This window comes from Faecalicatena sp. Marseille-Q4148 (assembly GCA_018228665.1).
In the GTDB taxonomy this organism is placed as follows: Bacteria; Bacillota; Clostridia; order Lachnospirales; family Lachnospiraceae; genus UBA9414.
The window spans coordinates 740,235-760,631 of the sequence record CP073692.1 but is presented as its reverse complement, the minus strand read 5'-3'; the positions used below and the strand labels follow the sequence as shown (position 1 = coordinate 760,631).

Sequence of the window (20,397 nt, the reverse complement as noted above, 5' to 3'; positions counted from 1 at the left end):
TCGCAAACGCCTATTACAAACTTATTATACGAGGAGGCGTGGTAGATGCAGTTGAAAAGCAAAATTTGTTGTTTGATTACCGCATGTAGTCTATTTTTCAGTCTTTTTTCCATGGATGTATTTGCAAAGACAGATAAAAATCAAGAAGATCCGGAAACTGTCCAATGGAAAGAACGAGAATCGTATGCAGAGAATTTCACAGATACCGAACAACCGACTGCGACACTTGCTTTACGAACAGAGTGTTTTACGGGATTTACAGGAAAAATTTCTGTTACAATACAAAAGGAAAATGGTGCAAGCAGACAGTATGAATTATCAGAGGATAACCTGTATGAACAGAATATTCCGGTAAATACAGGAATCTATATGGTGAAATCAGTGGAAGCGGCAGATGAAGAATGTGTCTATAAAACGGAATATTCCCAAGAGGAACTAAAGGTAAAACCAGATCAGTTACTTCTTTTGAAAATTATGGTTATGGAAGAAGAGATTGGAACAGTGGCAGAAATACAAAAAGAAAAGTCGGAAAATTCTCTGCATACAGAGATAAAAGAAACAGTGGATGAAGAAAATATCATCAAAACTCTTTTGGAGGAAGAACAAGGGATCGGAAAGTATCTTTTGGGGATTGGAATTTTGTCAGGAACTGCTTTGGTTATAGGGCTTTTGGTTCGTAAGAAAAGAAACAAGTATGATTAACAGGAGGTGGTTAAAATCGCACAGAGAGAACGGGTAGATGTATATACGATTCCGCCGAATTTTGCACAGGAGGGAACTATTTTTTCAGGAAGAGTCAGACTTAGGAATGCATTTGAAGCAGGCCTTCTGGCTCTTCTTTTATTGCAGGCACTTTTGGCGACGGATCTTGGAGTAAAAGGTAAGATTTATGCCGGGGTAATTGTGATGATACCGATTGTAATCTTTGCGGTATTAGGTGTGCAGGGAGAAAGTCTGACTTCTTTTTTATTTCAGTTTTTGAAATATCTGTGTGGTCGGAGAATACTTACAGTTCCGGATGGTAAATACCGTTTGAAGCGGAATCGCAGATTGAGGAAACAGCAATACAGAAGCCGGAGGGGAAAAGGAGGCGAGCGTCATAGGAAACGAAGTAAAAGAGCTGAAGCGTCAGCTCAAAGAAGCAAAACAGGCAGAAAAACAGAATCTGAAAGAAGAGAAAAAAGAACGTAAAGAGCAGCAGAAATTGGAACGGCAGCGTTTTCGGGAAGAGGAACGGATGCGAAAAGTTCAGATGCAGGAGGAACGTGAGTTAAAAAAAGAACTCGACAAAACTGAACCAGCGAAAGAGAAACATGTTGTCCGAACGGATATTAAGAGAAAAAAGGACACAGAACGTGAACCGGATTTGGATTTACTGCCGGTAACCTGGGTATCATCTTATCTTCCAATACGACAGATAAAAAATGGAATTATCTACACAACGGATCATCGTTATGTGAAACTGATAGAAATTCTGCCGATTAACTTTTTGCTGCGTTCGCCTTCTGAGCAACGGAATATTATCATGTCCTTTATGTCTTATTTAAAAATTGCTCCAGTCAGAATACAGTTTAAGGTTGTGTCTAAGAAAGCAGATATTTCGGAGTATATTGAAAAAATACAAAAGGAGGCGGAAAGGGAATGTGACACAAGGGTAAAAATGCTTCAGGAGGATTATGCAAAACTCATTGAGAAACTTGGAAGGAAAGAAGCAATTACAAGACGTTTTTTTATGGTTTTTGAGTATCAATCCTATAACAATAATAAAAATCCGAGGGAACATGATATTCTTCCGTACATGAAATCAGTAGTACAGACTGCTAAAAAATATCTTTCTCAATGTGGGAATGTTGTTTTGGAGCATGAAAACGATACGCGGTTTCTTGTGGATGTTTTGTATCAGATTTTAAATCGAAGGACAAGTGTTTATGAGTCTTTAGAAGAGCGTACCCAAAAGGTAGTAGCATATTACCGGAAAGAGAACGGTGAGGACAGTATTCGTCATATTCCGGTTACGGAATTGATTGCACCAGAGACGATGGATCTGCGTCACCGAAGTCATCTTGTTATTGATGGGATGTATTACAGCTATCTTTTGATACCTTCCCATAAATACAGATCGAGAGTGCCGGCAGGATGGCTGTCACTTTTAATCAATGCAGGTGAGGGAATTGATGTAGATGTTTTCTTTTTCCGGCAGGATAAAAGCAAATCTATGGAACGCATAGGAAGAAGTATTCGTCTGAACCGGTCGAAGATTAAAGATACCTATGATACGAATACTGATTTTGATGATTTAAGTGAATCCATCCATGCAGGATATTATCTGAAACGCGGATTAAGTGGAAGTGAAGACTTCTACTATATGAGTACATTGATTACCATTACCGGATACAGTGCGAAAGAGGTGGAATGGCGTGTAAAAGAAATGACAAAATTATTAAATTCGCAGGATATTGGTGTGACAAGCTGTATGTTTCGGGAAGAAGAGGCATTTCTGTCTTCTTTGCCGTTGCTATGTCTGGATAAAAAACTGTACGAGAGATCCAAACGGAATGTACTGACTTCCGGAGTGGCAAGCTGCTATCCGTTTACTTCCTATGAAATGTCGGATAAAGATGGGATTATGATGGGGGTTAATAAGGCGAATAATTCTCTCGTAATCGTGGATATTTTCAATACGAAAATATATAAGAATGCCAACATTGCCATTCTGGGAACATCAGGCGCTGGCAAGACTTTTACCATGCAGCTAATGGCATTAAGACTGAGAAGGAAAAATGTGCAGGTCTTTATTATTGCACCAGACAAAGGGCATGAATTTGCAAGAGCCTGTAATAATATCGGTGGGGCTTTTATACAGATTTCTCCAGCTTCCCAAAACTGTATCAACGTTATGGAAATACGTCCGACAGATAGGACTGCAAGTGAAATTTTGGATGGATATACAGTAGAGCGTTCTGAACTGGCAATGAAAATCCAAAGTTTACATATTTTCTTCAGTCTGCTGATCCCAGATTTGAGCCATGAAGAAAAACAGCTTTTAGATGAAGCATTAGTGATTACCTATGCAGAAAAGGGAATTACCCATGATAATCAGAGTTTAGAAGATTCTGATAATCCGGGACAATACAAAGATATGCCGATTTTAGGTGATTTACATGAAGTCTTATTAAGAAAGAGAGAATGTCGGAGGATGGCAAACATTCTCAATCGTTTGGTACATGGTTCTGCGGCAACATTCAATCAAAAAACAAATGTAGATTTATCGAATAAGTATGTTGTTCTGGATATTTCAGAGTTATCCGGAGATCTGTTGTTGGGAATGTTTGTTGCACTGGATTTTGTATGGGCAAAGGCAAAAGAAGACAGAACTGTAGAAAAAGCGATCTTTGTGGATGAGGCTTGGAAATTGTTGGTGTCAAACGAATTGGCAGGAGAATATCTGCTGGAGATTTTCAAAGTAATTCGTGCTTACGGCGGTTCTGCAATCTGTGCAACACAGGACCTTGTAGATTTCTTTGCTCTAAAGGGCGGCAAGCTTGGCAGAGGTATTCTGAATAACTCGAAGACGAAAATTATTCTCAATATGGAACCTAGTGAAGCGGAGAATATAAGGAAGGAACTTGATTTATCAGAGGCAGAAGCAATGTCCATTGCAAGATTTGAAAGAGGAACCGGTCTGATTTCCACCAACAGTAATAATCTGATTGTAGATTTTAAGGCGAGCCAGTTGGAAAAAGACTTGATTACAACGGACAGAAAAGATTTGCAGGAACTAAAAGAACGTTTGCAGAAATATGGAAGACAGGCATATGGAAAGCAGGCTATATAAGCAAGTAGATTTATAATAATGCGTATTAAAAGCGTCATTGTATGCGTCGTAAGATTGTTTATAAACGAGAGCTATAACAATCTGTCATACAATACGCTTTTTATATGTCATTAAGATAACTATTATTATTTGGAAAGGATACGGGCATTATGGAAAATCAGAACAAACAGAGAGGTGTGGAACGGGAATTAAAAGAGTTGGTACAGAAATATAATGTGCTGGAGAAGGGGCAGATATACGCCTATTTTGAAAAGGATGGAAGAGAAAGGTTTGTGGGGCGGGCATTGAAAACCCTGGAAAAGGACCGCATGATCTATACAAACAACGAAACCAAACAGGTAGCGTCCAGTGAGTCGGCATATGAAACCTGGGAACGTGGGACAAGTACCTGTTTGTGGGTGCTGCTTGATTTGATGGATCAAAAGAAGATTGAACAGCATTTTCTTGCATCCAAAGAAGAATATCCCATACGGATCGTATTTGTGGGAGACGGGGAAATCTTTGATATTCTGTATGTTGCACCAGAAGATATTGAATTGACAAATCAACTGTTTGTACGGAGAAAAATCGATGGATGCGGGCATGTTGTAGTAGTGGAGGAAGCGGAAAGCATCCCAAAGATTCAGGTTTCCGATGTGATTGGATATTGCACAGTAAAGGAGGATGGTGAAGTCGAATACTATCGAAAAGAAAGCCGGTAGCCGGGATACATTTCAAAAGGTAAAGAGGCAGTTAGATGATGCACAGAAAGTAACCGCAGAGGTGGGAGAACTGATGGCAGAAGCAAGAAATATACTGACCTCTTATGCAAGATGTAAAACGGAAAACGGATATGAAAATTTTATGGATATGATACTGGAAGCATCGAAAAAAGGAGAACAACTGACGGAAAAATTAAGGCGTTTATCTCTGGAAGTTGTGCTGGATCAGGTGAAATATGAGAAGTATCAGTCAGAACTTGTGGCTGTACATGGAATTAAAATTGGCTATTGTGATGAAATTTTGGGGATTACAATGCCGGTTTTAATTCCGCATCGGAAAGAACAATATACCGATTATTTGTATAAGCCTTTGTATATTGCATTCAAGCAATGGTGTATCGAGCAGAATCAGGAGCAAAAAAAGATACCGGAATATGAAAAATGTACGGTTTGTTTTGTGCATTTGTATAATCGGGATTTGCCGCTTGGACGGATCAGGGATCACGATAATTTTGAAGAAAAGCATGTCCTTGATGTGATTTCAAATTTCTTTCTTGTGTCAGACAGCGGCTTGCATGTGGACACGTATCATATTACACGAATGGCAGATAAAGATGGGACAGAAGTTTATATTATGGATACGGACAAATTCCCCCGGTGGCTTCAAAGTATTTAAAATATAGTATCGAAAAACGTATCTGGTTTGAAAGTGCCTTTTTCGATAACAGGAAAATGTCAGAAAAGGTAGTAAAACAATCGTTTTTTCGGGAGTCAGAAAGAAAAACTGTACCTAAGTGTTAATCAGATAGGGTAGTGTTTTTGGAAAAGAGAAACGGTGGAAGGAGAAAGTTATATGCGCAAACAGGATATGTTACTTTTGCTGATTGCTGTTAGCGGAGAGATGCCGGCAGACCTTGCGGAACAGATTATCGGCTCTGTATCTTATACAGCGTCTGTCATTACCAGATTAAAACAAGAGGGTTATATCTCTGTGAGAAATAAAGCCGGATGGAAAGGATATGTACTGCGGGCAAAAGGTAAGCGATATGTTCTTTCACAATATGGTGAAGATACGGCGTTCTTTTTACAGGGTTCAGTGGAAACAAATCATGTAAAAACGGAGATTGAAAAACGTCTTCGTTTATACCGGATGAGCAAGGTATGGGTCTTTTTTTGGAAGACGGGTATTCCCATTTTCAGAAGTCAAAAACCGGAACTGTTTTGTTTTGCTTCTGAATTTGGGAGGGGGCAAACAGCATATTACGGAAGTTTGGAGTTTAAGGGACTGACTGATGCCATTAAGGGGTCAAGAGCTTGTGGAATTATGCTGTCCGGGGAGTCCGGTTACATTGTTTACCATACGCTGGAACAGCGAATGCGCTGGGCGAAAAAAATGGAACGTACCATGCGCAGCTTTGTAGAAAGAGAAAGCATGAGAACGGGCGTATTAAAACGAATAGATGCAGTGATCATGGGAGATACATTGGAATTTCTTCTAGAACTTTTGAACAGCGATGGAGGTTTAAAGGGGAACCTGTTTCAAGTAGATGATATTTATGAGAATTATTATTATGTTCCAACAATCGAGCAGGCTAAAATACAGGTATTACTTTTAGCAGACCGGGAAAAACAAATCAGACTGTATCAGTTTTTATGTGGGATACTGGAAGAACAGAGAAATCAGGAATATCAGGTGAGTGCAGGTGTCGATCAAGCAGGGAATCCGGTTTATTTTTGCTATGAACTGGAAATGCGTCATTTGTTACGTGTGAAACAGGAACTAGGATGGAAAAAGCAAGGTACGATTCTCTGCTTATCTTATCAAAAAAACGTATTAGAAACTTATTTTGGAAAGGAGGTTGCATATCGTGAAATTTTGACAGAAAAAGTTTTGGATTATTTAGGAGGATTGTAACACTGTCCTTCATACAGTGAAGGAGGTGCGGGCATGAACAGTCCGTTTGAAACAGGCAGTCTTACGGTGGATCAGATGAGTCGGCTTCAAATATCTGGAAATGTGATTCCCGTCAGTTGGTATAAGACGATTCGGAAACCCACAGGGAAACCTAATTTGAATGCGATTATCATATTGGCAGATATTGTGTACTGGTACCGGGCGGTGGAAATCCGAGATGAAATGACCGGGCAGTTAATCGGACTAAGGAAAAAATTCCACGCAGATCTGTTGCAGCGCAGTTATCAGCAGCTTGCGGATCAATTTGGGATTACCAAGCGTGATGCTACGAATGCAGTTGTAGAACTTGAAAAGCTGGGTGTTGTGCGCAGGGTATTCCGAACACTTGATGTCAAAGGACAAACTGTGTCCAATGTATTATTTTTGGATTTGAACGTAACAGTTTTAGAGCATCTGACGTATCCGAAGGAAGCTGAAACAGGGACACCAGAGGCAAGAGGCAGGTGTCCGCCGGATACTGTCTCACCGAAATCGGGGAGGGGTATCACCGAAATAAGTGAGAGGGTATCCCCGGAATTTGTGGGAGGTGGCACGAAAACCAGTGAAACATATACAGAGAGTAAAGCAAAAGATTACCGTACAAAAGATTTCTATCAGTCTTATCAGTATGTGGAAGATATGGTAAAGGCGCAGATTGATTATGAGGCATTGAAAAATGATAATCCATACGATGAAAGAATCGATGAACTGCTTGGTATTATGGTGGAGGTACTGACTTCCAGTTCTAAGACTATTCGCGTAAACAGGGAGGAAAAACCAGCGCAGGTGGTAAAGGAACAGTTTCAGAAAATTACAAAAAATCATATAGAGTTTGTATTACACAGTATGGATGAGAGCCATACAAAAGCTCGTAATATTCGTGCACTTCTCGTGACTGCCCTTTATAACTCCATACATACTATCTCGACGTATTATGGAAATCTTGTACAATATCATATGGCAACAGATATTTATACAGCAAAGGAGGTGGAAGAATAAACCGGAAAGGTGTTACAGTTTTAAAAATCATAGCATTAGCAGGCGCATTTGTGATTCTTGCATTGTACGTGGGTGGATTCATGGAACAGTTATTTATGGAATCAGCAGTACGTTTAGCACCGATTGATACTATCCGTCATGGAATTTCTTCAGTGGCAGGGATTCAGTGTTCCATAGTCGCTTTTATCTTATTTGGGGCGGTTGCAGGACTGATTGTCTGGAGAGGATCGGGAAAAGAAGCTTACGATGAACGTAATTTTGAAGTTTCCAGCAAAGGAACTTACGGCACCGCAGGATTTATGGATGAAGAGGAACGTGCACAGGTTTTACAATCCGAGAAAAGTTTTGAAAAAGTAGACGGAGTGATATTTGGAAGAAATCTACAGGATGAAAAAATTATAAGTCTTCCGGTGGAGTCCAGACTAAATAGGAATTTTGCAGTCTGTGGGTCACAGGGAAGTATGAAATCGCGAGCTTTTGCACGAGTAATGGCATTGCAATGTATCCGCAGGGGAGAGAGCGTATATCTGACAGATCCCAAGTCAGAATTATACGAAGATTTATCGTGCTACTTCCGGGAATCCGGTTATACGGTGAAACAGTTAAATCTCATTCAGTTAGAGCATTCCGATGCATGGAATTGTTTGGGAGAAATTGACGATGGCAGTTTGATTGATGTTTTTTGTGATGTGGTGATTCGTAATACAACAGACAAATTCGATCATTTTTATGATAATACAGAGATGGATCTGTTAAAAGCTTTGTGTCTTTATGTGTTTCATGAGTATCCACCAGAAAAGAGAACTTTTCCTGAAGCATATAAATTATTAATTAACAAGAGCGTAGATATGCTGGATGCCATTTTTGATAGATTACCGACTCATCATCCCGCGCGAGGTCCATATCAATTGTTTGCCAAAGCCGAGAAGGTAAAGGGAAATGCAGTTTTAGGACTTGGAACAAGATTACAGATTATGCAGAACAAATTAGTGCAGCAGATTACCAGTCATGATGAAATTGATTTGTCGTTGCCGGGAAGAGAAAAATGTGCATATTTTTGTATTACATCCGATCAGGACAGTACCTTTGATATGTTAGCCACATTGTTTACATCATTTTTAAGTATTAAATTAGTGCGTTATGCTGACCGTACAAAAGAACGCCGTCTACCTGTGCCAGTACAATTTATTTTGGATGAATTTCCGAATCTGGGTGTTGTACCGGATTTTAAAAAGAAACTGGCAACTGCCAGAAGCAGGGGAATCGGTATGAGTATTCTGTTTCAAAATATTCCGCAGCTACAGAACCGGTATCCAGATAATCAGTGGGAAGAAATATTAGGAGGCTGTGATTTTTCTATCTTTTTAGGCTGCAATGATATGACAACAGCATCCTATTACAGTGACAGAACAGGAGAAATCACTGTGTCGGTATCTTCCATACGAAAAAGTTATTATACCATACGTGCAACGGATTATGTGCCGGAGTATACGGAATCTACATCACTTGGAAAGAGAATGCTTCTTCTCCCAGATGAAATTTTGCGTTTTCCACTTGATCAGGGGCTTTTGATTATCCGTGGACAAAAAGTATGCCGTTTTCGGAAAATGGATTATTTGGAGCATCCGGATTCACAATACATGAAACTGGAAAAGGTAGAGGAACATATTCCGGAATGGTTTAAAGACTGGAAGCAGGAGAAACAGAATTTCAAAATCTATGCCGAGAAGGAACCTGATTTACCGGATAAAAAAGAAGGCGGAACAGAAGCAGGGAATCCATTTACGTTAGATACGGAGATAAAAAAGACTGAAAAACAAGCCAACGCAAAAACGAGCGAACAACAGGAAGAAAAGAGAATCATGAAAGTGGAAGAACTGTTTGCATTTGAAACATCTGATGGAAAGGAGGGTTAGGTTGGAGAACTCCCTTGTGAAATATGGATTTTTAAAAATATTGGAACTGGAGTTTGGAATATATTTGAAAGAGCAGGAAACAGAAAAAATAGAACTTGCAGAGAAGTGTATTGAGATTTATGACAGCGTGGAAGAATTCTATAAAGCAACAGGATGGAAACGTGATAATCCGGAATCGGCAAATCTGGAATATCTTTTGCAACACAGGATATTGGTTGAAATACAGGGGAAAATGTGGTATTTTTCCAGAATCCGGTATGATGACGGACTAAAAGAGTTAGTGAAATAAAATTGCACCTAATATGCGACTGTATTGCAACGGTGCTGAAATTGACATCCGATTATAGTCCGTTTAAAATAGTATCTGTAAAATAATGACAGGGCATAAGAAGCAGCCAGATGGCTGTTTTTTTGTGCCCTTTTTTCAACTGAATGGAGGTTTACGATGGCAGAATTAAAGAGAGCAGGCAACAAGATGGAAGATCAGGGAATTCCAAGGGCAGCATTGTCAGAAGGTGTTTTAACAATCGATGTAGATTCCCATGTAGAAACTATGGAAGAACAGGAGGATGCCAGATGGCATCAGCTTTTAAACGCACACAGAACAAAGAAAATCCTGACCGGGCAATTGGGAGGAATAGAACGGTTGGATAGTGGATGGGTAGTTGCAATTACCTATTACAATGGATTCCGTATTTTGATCCCTATGGATGAAATGATGATCAATCTTATAGGAGATGGACGAGAAAATTCCGATACTTTAAACCGACAGACAAGAATTGCCAATAATATGCTCGGTAGTGATATTGATTTTATTATCCGCGATCTGGATGAACAGAGCAGAAGCGTGGTTGCGTCAAGAAAAGATGCCATGCTGAAAAAACGGCAGATGTTTTATCTGAATGAAAATGAAGAGGAAAAACCAATGCTGTATCCGGGAAGGGTTGTGGAAGCGCGCGTGATAGCTGTTGCGCCGAAGGTTGTCCGTTTAGAAGTGTTTGGGGTGGAAGTTTCTGTGCGGGCAAGGGATATGGCCTGGGAGTGGATGGTAGATGCCGGCGAAAAATTCCAGGTAGGCGATCTTACTCTTGTAATGGTAAATAAGATCAATATCCGGTCGTTAGAGGAAATAGATATTTCCGTAGATGCAAAAGGTGCAACTGCAAACACGAACAAAGATAACCTTAAGCGATGCGTACGTCAAGGCAAATATGTAGGAATCATTACAGATATTTACAAAGGAACGTATTTTATCCGGCTCAATATTGGTGTGAATGCAGTTGCACATTCCTGTAATATGACAAGTCTTCCCTCTAAACGTGACGAAGTTGGATTTGTAGTTACCAGAATTAACGATAAATTTGAGGTGGCAGAAGGAATCATCACCCGTATGATTAAGCGTGCTGTATAAAAAAGAAAAAGGGTACTGTTGACTCACAGAAATCAGATTGTTTACAATACCTGCAAAACAAAAGAGACATTTGACAGGAGGCGTTGCTGATGAAAAAGAAAAAACAGAAACCGGAGCAAATACGTGTACGGTGTCAGTATTGCGGCAGGATGGCGAGGCTACATCCGGCATCTTATGTATATGGCAGTAACAATCTGGATTCAGAAAGTTATCTCTATGTGTGCGACGGGTATCCCGATGATTGTGATGCGTATGTGGGAGCACATAAAAAATCACTTTTGCCGAAAGGGGAACTGGCAGATGGTCAACTTCGCAATAAGCGAATTTTAGCGCATCGAGCATTAAACACACTCTTGAAGGAGGGCGGGATGACACGAAAAAGTGCATATATCTGGCTGCAAAACAAATTGTGCCTTCAGAAAAAGGATATGCATATTGCAAAGTTCTCCCTGTATTACTGTGAGGAAACAATTCGGGTATGTAATGAATTGATTGAATGGCATCAGAAAAGGAAGGGGGAATGACATGCGTTTAAAGGCAAAAGAAGATGACATTTATAAACTAATGGATCAAAGAGATTGGTATCTGGCTGCAGCAGGTGGCTGTGGAATTGTAGGCATCCTTCTACTTTTCTTTACCTTACATGGATATGTGAGTTGGGAAATCCTGTATTTTCTGGCAGTCCTTTTGGTAGGAATCAGTCTTTTACTGTACCATATATGGAAAATCAGTAAGCGGATTGTAGAAGCTAAGTGGTGTTATATGGAATTGGATGAAGATTCTTTGGCAGTATACCAGCCGGAGGAAAACGGGCAATATGAAGCCTGCCGCATTTTCTATCAGGAAATTGAAAAAATCGTAGAGGGAAGCAGAAAAGGAATACCGGAGTTTTATGTGGTATTAAAAGACGATGAAGAACGGAAAAGTTTTATTTTGCTGAATGATGAAGAACAGATGCGGAAGATTTTTCAAGTCAGATCGTTGGGATACCAGCATGAGGAATTCAAAGCGTTCTACCGGAAACTCCGATGGGAGGTTCCAGGTAAAGTGCAAATAATCGGTACAAAATATCAGACCGTATGGGATATGAAAGCATCGCATAAAGGATGGTTGTTTTTAGGCTGTTCGGGAGCTGTATATTTACTTTTAAAAGCCGGTTTTATTTTTGGAATTTTGTAAGGAGGGCGACAAAATGAGATGGTATACAGCAGTGGGCGTAAAGATGGACCAGCCGGGAGGCTCATTCTGCGTTCAGGTTGGGGCGGAGAAAAAAATTTTATCCGGTATGGAAATTTATATTTGGAATGCATTACTTTGGTCATTTGTGGAAGAAACGCAAATTTATGAAAGGATGTTACAGTTGTTAAAAGCAGTTTTTCCTGGGGAAAATATAGAGGAGAAAACAGGAAAAGATGAATTTGATTTCTGCTTTCGGCGGCTGTCCGGACGTGGGCTCATTGCATTTCATGATTGTGATACGCTGAAAGAAGCGGCAGAACATCTGTTAAAAAATGCAATAGTCGTAAGGGTTATGAGAAATGGCGGAGAACGGTTTTTGATGTTTTGTGAGAGTTTTTCATGCGGTACCCCATTTTTTAAAGCAATCAGAGTGTTCCGAAAAGAACCCCTGGAACGGACATATCAGGAATTTCTCCTTGAGATACAGCACTGTGGAGAGGTGAGACAGTATTTGGAGAAAGCAGAGCAGCCGGATGAAATACTGGAGATTATACATCTTTTATATCAAAAGAAAATATTATTCATCCGTTCGGTAAAGGAGGAAATGATTGAAGCATAAGAAAAAAACAAATAGATGTGAGAGGATCATCACATACATCCGTCAGCGCATGGAAGGCATTTCGTCTGTTCCAGGCGTACTTGCAGACAGGGCATTGAAAATAGGCGCCCTGTCTTTTCTTATCCTTTTTCTTGGAAGTTATATAGGAAGACAGAATGATTCTTTGAATTTTATTATCTGGTCTATCATCCTGTGGATGTTTGGAATCGGATATTCGTATCATCTGCTTCGATGTGGGGAGAAAAAAGATTATGAGACAATAGAAGGAACGGTCTGTGAGATTAAAGGGAAACGTATTCCCGGACGGGTATATAAAGTGGTAGTCTGCCTTTCTGATGGAAAACAGACGATATTGATGATGGATAAGAGGCAGCGGTTTGAAATTGGTAAGAAGTACCGTTTCTATTTTAATAAAAAAACACAGGGAGTTCTTTTTGGAATTCAGAAATTAGACGCTGCTTTAAATGTAGGATCTTATTACGGAGCAGAAGAAATTGAGTAGGGCAAGGAGATCATGGGCATGGTTCGATTCCATGCCGCCCGGTTTCGTGTGGCGCCAACACGAGAATTAAAAGCAGAAAAGGAGAGATGATTATGGCACAGAAAACAGGAATCGTGAAGTGGTTCAGCGCAAGAAGAGGTTACGGTTTTATTTCAGATGAAAAAGGAAATGATTTTTTCGTCCACTTTTCAGAAATTCAGACAGAGGGATTCCGAAAATTGAAAACCGGACAGGCAGTTACATTTCAAACAGAGGAAGATGAACAGGGAAGACTGCTTGCTAAAGAAGTTTATCCGGCAGAGCCAGAAAAGGAGACAGAGCCAAAAGAAGAGCTGGTATAAGAAGCATATTTTGTATCTGAATTCTTAAAATCAAAAAGTGTGGCACAATATATAGATATAATAAGTTGACAACAACTATATATTGTGCTAATCTTGAATTGAATTAAAATTTGTGCAGGTTCAAGGTAAGAACAGGCAGAGTTTTTAATTTTTGTTCCGGCAAGACCGGAAGTTAAATTTGAAGTGCGAAGGCGCTTGGAAGAGGGCATAGTCTATAAGAAAGATACAAAAAGTGTAAGAACCTTTTTGTGTCTTTTTTTATTGCCCGTCATGCAAAACGAACCAGTAAGATCTGGTTTGTGACATTCAGAAAGGAGGAGCATGAATGAAAGCAACAAGGAGAATTTTTCAATCACACGAAAAAGAAATTCCACCTGACAGGAAACGATGCCACAGAAGGAGTGTATAGGAAGAACAAAGGAGGAAGAATATGCAGATCATAAAAGTAATGTGGGAAGGCATCAACGAACTGGATATTAGAACGTTAACAGAAATGAGTGAGGACGGTTATCTTTTTGAGATTGATGATGGAAGGATTCAAAAAATCCTGATGTTGACAGGAACTTCGAAATAAGAGACATCTAAGAAAGGAGCAGTATGTATTATTATGATGAATTCGGAAAGGAATTTGAAGATGAATTGAGTTTCCACGAGTATCTGGAAGAAATTGATGAGCGTGCCAAATGGATTCGTGTACCGTCAAGAAGTTTAAGCGTATTGACTGTTTCCGGACATGAAGTACTGATGCCGGATATAGAGAATGTTGACATGAAAGACCTGTTAGCTGATACCAAGAAACATTCCGGATTGCTGCTACAATTCCCGGAAGGGATGTATCCGCTTGGAAAAACGGCGGTCAGCACCCTGAAAGACCGGGCAAGAATCAAGGGAACGGCGCTTATGGATGTAAAAAAAACAGTACTGGCGGATATTCTCAATGAGTGTCTGCAGGTTTCAAAAGGGGAGGCGCTTCTTCGCATTTCAGAAGGAAAGGTAAGGGGAGTACTCTCTGGTGACGAGGCAGATTATGCAATTATTTCTATGCCGAAACTTTTTATGATTGCATCAGCGTACATTAGTGGTGATCACAATGCGGAATTCTCTTACGCTTATGCAGATCACAATATGGCGCAGATCACATGGAAGATTATCGACGAGAAGATGACAAAAGCTTATGCAGATTTGATGGCAGAACATGGGAAAACGCCGTTTGGAAAGCTTCAGACGTTTATCCGTATTGTGAGTTCTGATGTAGGGGCGTCGGGAGCAAATATCTTTTATTCTATTTTAGATGGAGATTATACCATTGTTTTGGGAGAAGCCTTGCGCACAAAGCATCGTCACAAACAGGGATTGGAGGAATTTACTGAAAATATGGAATCTATTTTCCAGTATTACAAACAGAAACTCAAAGATATCGGAAAACTGTGTGATATCCGTATCCGGTACCCGGTAAATACCCTGTCAGAAGTCATGAAGAAACAGAGTTTTGGAAAGAAACTGATTGCTGAGACTGTGGAACGGTTTAAGGTGAATTTTGGAGAACAGCCATGCAGCGCATACGAGATTTATTGTGGGCTTTGTGAAGCCCTCTTTTTTGCCAGAAAAAATGGGAGCAGTCCTTCCAGTCTCGTAAAGATGGAAGAGAAAATTGCACGATGTATGAATGTACGCTGGCATGACTGTGATATGCCAGGGGAACTTTCGTAATGAACAGGAAGAAATCAAAAATGCTGCCTACCTGGGTAGTATCGGGTTCTTGTACCGGGAGCTTTTGGGCATGGCTTGAGGAAACTGAGACAAAAAGTACATGGGAGAATCTGGACTATACTGTAGTAAAAGTAGAGCAGGGAAACTTTTTCTACCTGTATCTTCAAAAAAGAACAGGAAAAAACCTTATACCTGGAAATGACCTGAATTTTGCAGGGTTGTTTTCCAAAAAGAATAGCAGTCTGTATGATGTGGATGAGAAATTGGCAGTAATGCTCGGACTGCCAGAAGAAATGGGGTTTCCAAATAGAGCCGATATCAGGAAGGACGCAGAAAGATGTATCAGTCAAAAAGCGGAAGAAATGTTAAGTGCATCCTGGCAGGACTTTCTATACCAATCTGGATGTGATACAAAGAGCCTGCTTCCAATGGTAAGGCGCAGTGAAATCAGAGAACGCGCAGAGCGCTATTACCTACAGAATGGAAGTCTTGCGGACATTCACTTCATACCACAAATTTCTCTGGAGACTTCCTTTTCGGATGCTATATATTTATTGTTTTTAGAATATGGAGAACAGGCAGCAGAGAAGATTGCAAGGCAGTGGATCAAGCGAAATATACCGTATATTTCACAGCAGAGAATTTTGTATGGTTGTGTGCGGGACGAATTCCGGGAAATCTTGGACACGCCAAATGACCGGATTCATAAAATCAAACATTTGATACAAGCGCTGAATGAAACCCGTCACAAGGCAGTACAGGTAATTCTTTGCCGTAAAAAGAAAGTTATTCAAGTGAATATGTCGGTAGAGGAGCTTTGTAACCCTAAAGGGTATTATTCCATCCGAGGGTGTTCCCAAAAGGATAGAGCGACATTGGAGCGAATGTTTGGGAAAACGGCTGAGTTTCGGATTGAAGACATACAGAGTGTGTCATATGGTGGAATAGTTCTTTATGAAAACGTCGCAAGCAGGAATGCGGCATAAACAATAGAAATAGGAGGAAACGAATCAATGAAAAATTATCAATACTTGAATCTGGAACAGAAAATGTTAAGAATCAGACGAAAAATGCCGACTCTTTTAAAAAGATTTTACAATGATGAGGCTGATTATGATTTTGCTACGCTGGATGATATTTATGAAGCCATGACACCGGCATTAAATAAATATGGAGTTAATTTCGATATTGTGCGGGAAATCCCGACACAGTATGATGAGTCAGGGCATCAGACCTATCTGGTACTGGATAAAGATGATTACTGGAGATATGAGGCAGATGTAGAACTTTGCTGGACAAATGCAGACCGGCCGGAAGAATGCAGGCATGTGACGATCCATATCACCGGAACAAATGAGATCCCAGATAAGGCGCATGGAACGGCATTGACTTATGGCTTGAAATATTATTTCCGCAATAAATTCTGTATCCGTCAGGTGGGAAGTGAGCAGGAAGATCCGGATTATGCTGAGCATGATGGAAAGCAGAGTTCCAACACGAAAAATAATCCGACAAGGCAGGTACATGGAAAAGAAAAAGCAGTAGAGAAGAGTACTAAGCGGGCAGAAGATAAGCAAACTTCCAGTGGAGAAGGAAAAAAGTCAGTTGTTTCTTCTAAAAAAAGTCAGAAACTGAAACCGCTGTTAGGCAATGCACCGATTGTCAAAGACTGCGAACAGTTGGAAATGAAATCAGATGCAGAATCACGCCCACAGGAAAAAGCAGAAAAGCATTCGGAAAATAAACCGAGCTTTGATGGAAAAGATGAAACGATCAAACCGAAAATGGAAGAAAAACCGGAATCAGAAGAAGCATCATCGGTAGAAAAAGCAGAAAATACGGATGGATTCATCCCGGTAAATGCAGAAGAAGTTCCATTTGAAGAAGATGCTGATTTTATGGAAGAACTTCAGGAGGAACTGGAAGATGACGTATCGGATTCGGAAGTAGAAGCAGCGAAGAAATTCGTGTGTGACTTTGGCGTGTTCAAAGGAAAAACGATGGAACAGGTTCTGGAATCCGGAGTGAAAGGCACAGAAACCATGAAATGGATCGTAAATAAGTATAAGGGTCCGAATAAAGAGTTAGTAAAAGCGGCAAAAACACTTCTGGATTATCAAAGTGAATCGGAAGAGCTTAGGGCTGCATAACAGTTGCATGAACATGGTTCCTTTGTAGGGACCATGTTCTTTTGGGGAAAAGAATATGACACCATTTACAATTACAGATGTAGGAACGATTTTAGGAATTGAGAGACTTCCTGGTGGTGATGAGGCTTCGTATAATGTGGTCTGTCCGTTTTGCGGAGACAGAAGGGGAAAATGCAATTTTGTCGTATATAAAGAAGGCGAAATGGCGAATATCTATCATTGTTTTCATTGTGATGCGGCGGGAAATATGCTGACGTTATATGCGGATTTGACTGGATTATATGGGACAGAACGTTATAAAGAAGCATACCATGAGATCCAAAGGACACTGCATTTTGGTGTACGAGAACAGATCGCAAAGAAACTGGAAATCCATCGTCAGAAAAAGAAGCAGAAAGAATCCCTGGCAAAACCTGCAGATTATGAGAGGCGGGATCATACGTATCGGGAACTTATAACTTTGTTGCGATTGCTGCCACGACATAAGCAGGATTTATTGAAGAGGGGACTTACCCAACAGGAAATTGCAAATATGGAAAATGCGGGTTATAAAAGCACCAGTCCTGAAGAATCTGTTGCGATAGCGAGAAAACTGATCAAACGGGGATGTAGACTGGAAGGAGTACCGGGGTTCTTCGTGAATTATCAAGGAGATTGGGAAATTGCATTTTATGAAAAAAATCAAGGGTATCTTTGTCCGGTGTGGACCGATGAAGGATTGCTTGTTGCATTTCAGATTCGTTTGGATAATCCTTTTCAGAAACGGAAATATATATGGCTCAGCAGCGCTAAGATGGAAAAAGGTTGTTCCCCCGGAAGTCCGGTAAGCCTTTCCGGTACTTTGAAATCTCCTGTAGTTTATGTGACAGAGGGTGTTTTAAAAGCCGAAGCAGCTTCTCAGAGAACCGGGCAGCCATATCTTGGAAATCCAGGCGTATCCAATTACAAGGAACTGGAATTGTCACTGAACCGATTAAAAGAACAAGGAGTAAAAGTGGTCATTGAAGCAAATGATATGGATAAATGTATGCGGTTAGACTGTGACCATGCTTACAAAGAAATTTGTGAAAAATGTAAAGGCAGTAATGGAGAATGTCCGAAAAAGAGGGAAAAACGAAATCATATTCGGAAAGGCTGCCTGAAACTCTATGAGATTTGTGAAAAGCTGGATTTAATCTGTAAGCGTGCGGTTTGGGATACGGATGACGAAGGTTACTGGCAGGAAAATTACAAAGGCATTGATGACTGGGAATTACGGGAATTATGACTAAAGTTAGGTATAGGCTTTTGTGCGGATCTTTGTTATAATATAACCAACAGAGAAGGAGTGTGAATAACATGGGTGAAGAAAAGAAACGCCTTCCGGTAGGATTGGAAAATTTTGAGCAGATTATAAAAGATAATTATTATTATGTTGATAAAACGGGATTGATTTCTGAACTACTCCGTAATGGTGGAATGGTAAATCTCTTTACCAGACCAAGACGCTTTGGAAAAACTTTAAATATGAGTATGCTGGAGCACTTTTTTTCCATAGAAGGAGATAAAAGTATTTTTGAAGGTTTGAAGATATCAAAGGATACAGAGTTGTCTGAAGAATATATGGGAAGGTATCCTGTTATTTTTGTATCATTAAAAGGAATTAACGCTGGATCATATGATACCGCATTTCGATTAACGGTTGAAACAATAAAAGGTGCTGCAAAAAAAGCAAAAGTCCTCAAAACAAGCGACAAATTAGATGATGATGAGAAAGAGGATTATCGGGCACTCCTTGATAAAGATATGGATGAGGCCACGCTTTTTTTGAGTTTAAAAACTTTGTCGGAACTTTTGGAGAAACATTACGACTCAAAAGTAATTCTTCTGATTGATGAGTATGACGTTCCGTTAGCAAAAGCATTTGAAAATGGATATTATGATCAGATGGTATTTTTGATACGAAATCTGTTGGAACAGGTTTTAAAAACAAACAACAGTCTGAAATTTGCAGTGATGACCGGGTGTATGCGTATTTCAAAAGAAAGTATCTTTACTGGTCTGAATAATCTGAAAGTATTATCGATTACAGATGAACGTTATGATGAATATTTTGGTTTTACAGATACGGAAGTAAAAGAAATGCTGAAGTATTATGAAATTGAAGATCATTATGAAGAAATCAAAAGCTGGTATGATGGATATCGTTTTGGCAGTACAGAAGTGTATTGTCCCTGGGATGTATTGAACTACTGTGATAAAATAAAAGATCATGCAGATTCTTTTCCAGAAAATTATTGGATCAATACCAGCAGTAATGATGCTGTTAAGAAATTTATTCAAATGTCTGACAATGTTACAACCAAACGTGAGATTGAAAATCTGCTTGCCGGTGAGGAAATTATAAAAGAGATTCATCAGGAGCTTGTCTATCCGGAAATGTATCAGTCGGTAGAGAACGTCTGGAGCCTGTTGTTTATGACGGGATATTTGACACAGCGTGGAAGAGTTGATGCAAAACGGTATAAACTTGCGATACCGAATCTGGAAATCCGGGATATTTTTGAAACACAGATCATGGAATACTTTAAAGAGAGCGTTGCAAAGGACGGCGATACATTAAGCCGATTCTGTGATGCCCTGAAAAACGGTGAGGAAACGAAGGTAGGAGAAATTTTTGAAAGCTACCTGAAAAAGACCATCAGTATCCGGGATACGTTTGTGAAAAAAGCAAGTAAGGAGAACTTTTATCATGGGATACTGCTTGGAATCCTGGGTGTGAAGGAAGAATGGTACGTATCGTCCAATCAGGAAAGCGGCGAAGGATACAGCGATATTCTCGTTGAAACTGAAAACAGTGAAACGGTTATTCTTATCGAAGTTAAGTATGCCAATGACGGAAATCTTGATCAGGCTTGTGAACGGGCACTACAGCAGATAGAGGAAAAGAAATATGATGAAGAACTCCGGGAGAACGGAGTGGATAAAATTTTAAAATACGGGATTGCGTGTTATATGAAACGATGCAAAGTAAAACTGGCAGATTCATGATACGTCCCAAAACAATCAGGTGATAAAAAAGCGGAACTGTAAGAGTGCAG

General features: G+C 39.9%; 21 protein-coding genes. All 21 read left to right on the top strand.

Translation table 11 applies throughout. The features are described 5' to 3' along the window. The first annotated feature begins 45 nt into the window (after positions 1 to 45). The 21 genes from KFE17_03630 to KFE17_03530 all read left to right on the top strand — a co-directional run bounded on the left by KFE17_03630 (position 46) and on the right by KFE17_03530 (position 20,347). A complete protein-coding gene (locus tag KFE17_03630; protein QUO32855.1) occupies positions 46 to 702 on the top strand; it encodes a hypothetical protein in 657 nt (218 codons plus the stop codon). A 6-nt stretch (positions 703 to 708) separates the two neighbouring features. Beyond that, positions 709 to 1,191 carry a hypothetical protein gene (locus KFE17_03625; GenBank protein ID QUO32854.1) on the top strand — a complete coding sequence of 161 codons (483 nt, stop codon included), beginning with the start codon at positions 709 to 711 and terminating at the stop codon, positions 1,189 to 1,191. A gap of 46 nt (positions 1,192 to 1,237) precedes the next feature. Continuing rightward, positions 1,238 to 3,835, top strand: a complete 2,598-nt coding sequence (locus tag KFE17_03620) for an ATP-binding protein (protein ID QUO33606.1) — start codon at positions 1,238 to 1,240, stop codon at positions 3,833 to 3,835. A 149-nt stretch (positions 3,836 to 3,984) separates the two neighbouring features. Beyond that, positions 3,985 to 4,536: a hypothetical protein gene (locus KFE17_03615; protein ID QUO32853.1), complete on the top strand. Its 552-nt coding sequence runs from the start codon at positions 3,985 to 3,987 to the stop codon at positions 4,534 to 4,536. Then, the gene (locus tag KFE17_03610) at positions 4,499 to 5,212 is read left to right on the top strand and encodes a hypothetical protein (GenBank protein QUO32852.1); all 714 of its coding nucleotides are present in this window, start codon (positions 4,499 to 4,501) and stop codon (positions 5,210 to 5,212) included. Before KFE17_03615 ends, KFE17_03610 begins: the two co-directional genes overlap by 38 nt. A 177-nt stretch (positions 5,213 to 5,389) precedes the next feature. Beyond that, positions 5,390 to 6,451, top strand: coding sequence for a hypothetical protein (locus KFE17_03605; protein ID QUO32851.1), 1,062 nt, complete (start codon positions 5,390 to 5,392; stop codon positions 6,449 to 6,451). Between the two features lie 33 nt (positions 6,452 to 6,484). After that, positions 6,485 to 7,489, top strand: a complete 1,005-nt coding sequence (locus KFE17_03600; protein ID QUO32850.1) for a DNA replication protein DnaD — start codon at positions 6,485 to 6,487, stop codon at positions 7,487 to 7,489. An 80-nt stretch (positions 7,490 to 7,569) separates the two neighbouring features. Further along, positions 7,570 to 9,405: a type IV secretory system conjugative DNA transfer family protein gene (locus tag KFE17_03595; GenBank protein QUO32849.1), complete on the top strand. Its 1,836-nt coding sequence runs from the start codon at positions 7,570 to 7,572 to the stop codon at positions 9,403 to 9,405. Further along, positions 9,389 to 9,694 (top strand): hypothetical protein, encoded by a 306-nt coding sequence (locus tag KFE17_03590; protein ID QUO33605.1) that lies wholly within the window; start codon positions 9,389 to 9,391, stop codon positions 9,692 to 9,694. Before KFE17_03595 ends, KFE17_03590 begins: the two co-directional genes overlap by 17 nt. 156 nt (positions 9,695 to 9,850) lie before the next feature. Then, a complete protein-coding gene (locus KFE17_03585; protein QUO32848.1) occupies positions 9,851 to 10,816 on the top strand; it encodes an RNA-binding protein in 966 nt (321 codons plus the stop codon). An 89-nt stretch (positions 10,817 to 10,905) separates the two neighbouring features. Beyond that, a complete protein-coding gene (locus KFE17_03580) occupies positions 10,906 to 11,340 on the top strand; it encodes a hypothetical protein (protein QUO32847.1) in 435 nt (144 codons plus the stop codon). A 1-nt stretch (position 11,341) separates the two neighbouring features. After that, positions 11,342 to 11,995, top strand: a complete 654-nt coding sequence (locus tag KFE17_03575; GenBank protein QUO32846.1) for a hypothetical protein — start codon at positions 11,342 to 11,344, stop codon at positions 11,993 to 11,995. A 13-nt stretch (positions 11,996 to 12,008) separates the two neighbouring features. Next, entirely contained in the window at positions 12,009 to 12,614 is a 606-nt protein-coding gene (locus tag KFE17_03570; protein QUO32845.1) for a hypothetical protein, read from the top strand. Continuing rightward, positions 12,604 to 13,116, top strand: a complete 513-nt coding sequence (locus KFE17_03565) for a hypothetical protein (protein ID QUO32844.1) — start codon at positions 12,604 to 12,606, stop codon at positions 13,114 to 13,116. Before KFE17_03570 ends, KFE17_03565 begins: the two co-directional genes overlap by 11 nt. Before the next feature lie 92 nt (positions 13,117 to 13,208). Next, on the top strand, positions 13,209 to 13,457 hold the full coding sequence (locus KFE17_03560) for a cold shock domain-containing protein (protein QUO32843.1): 249 nt from the start codon (positions 13,209 to 13,211) through the stop codon (positions 13,455 to 13,457). Between the two features lie 430 nt (positions 13,458 to 13,887). Continuing rightward, positions 13,888 to 14,031 (top strand): hypothetical protein, encoded by a 144-nt coding sequence (locus KFE17_03555; GenBank protein ID QUO32842.1) that lies wholly within the window; start codon positions 13,888 to 13,890, stop codon positions 14,029 to 14,031. A gap of 23 nt (positions 14,032 to 14,054) precedes the next feature. Continuing rightward, the gene (locus tag KFE17_03550) at positions 14,055 to 15,167 is read left to right on the top strand and encodes a hypothetical protein (GenBank protein QUO32841.1); all 1,113 of its coding nucleotides are present in this window, start codon (positions 14,055 to 14,057) and stop codon (positions 15,165 to 15,167) included. Beyond that, positions 15,167 to 16,153: a hypothetical protein gene (locus tag KFE17_03545; GenBank protein ID QUO32840.1), complete on the top strand. Its 987-nt coding sequence runs from the start codon at positions 15,167 to 15,169 to the stop codon at positions 16,151 to 16,153. The genes KFE17_03550 and KFE17_03545 overlap by 1 nt, the downstream gene beginning before the upstream one ends. A gap of 27 nt (positions 16,154 to 16,180) precedes the next feature. Then, positions 16,181 to 17,317, top strand: a complete 1,137-nt coding sequence (locus KFE17_03540) for an ERF family protein (GenBank protein QUO32839.1) — start codon at positions 16,181 to 16,183, stop codon at positions 17,315 to 17,317. Between the two features lie 55 nt (positions 17,318 to 17,372). Next, positions 17,373 to 18,584 carry a hypothetical protein gene (locus KFE17_03535; GenBank protein ID QUO32838.1) on the top strand — a complete coding sequence of 404 codons (1,212 nt, stop codon included), beginning with the start codon at positions 17,373 to 17,375 and terminating at the stop codon, positions 18,582 to 18,584. Positions 18,585 to 18,655: 71 nt separating this feature from the next. Beyond that, complete coding sequence (locus KFE17_03530; protein ID QUO32837.1) at positions 18,656 to 20,347, top strand: AAA family ATPase; 1,692 nt, start codon at positions 18,656 to 18,658, stop codon at positions 20,345 to 20,347. Positions 20,348 to 20,397 lie beyond the last annotated feature (50 nt).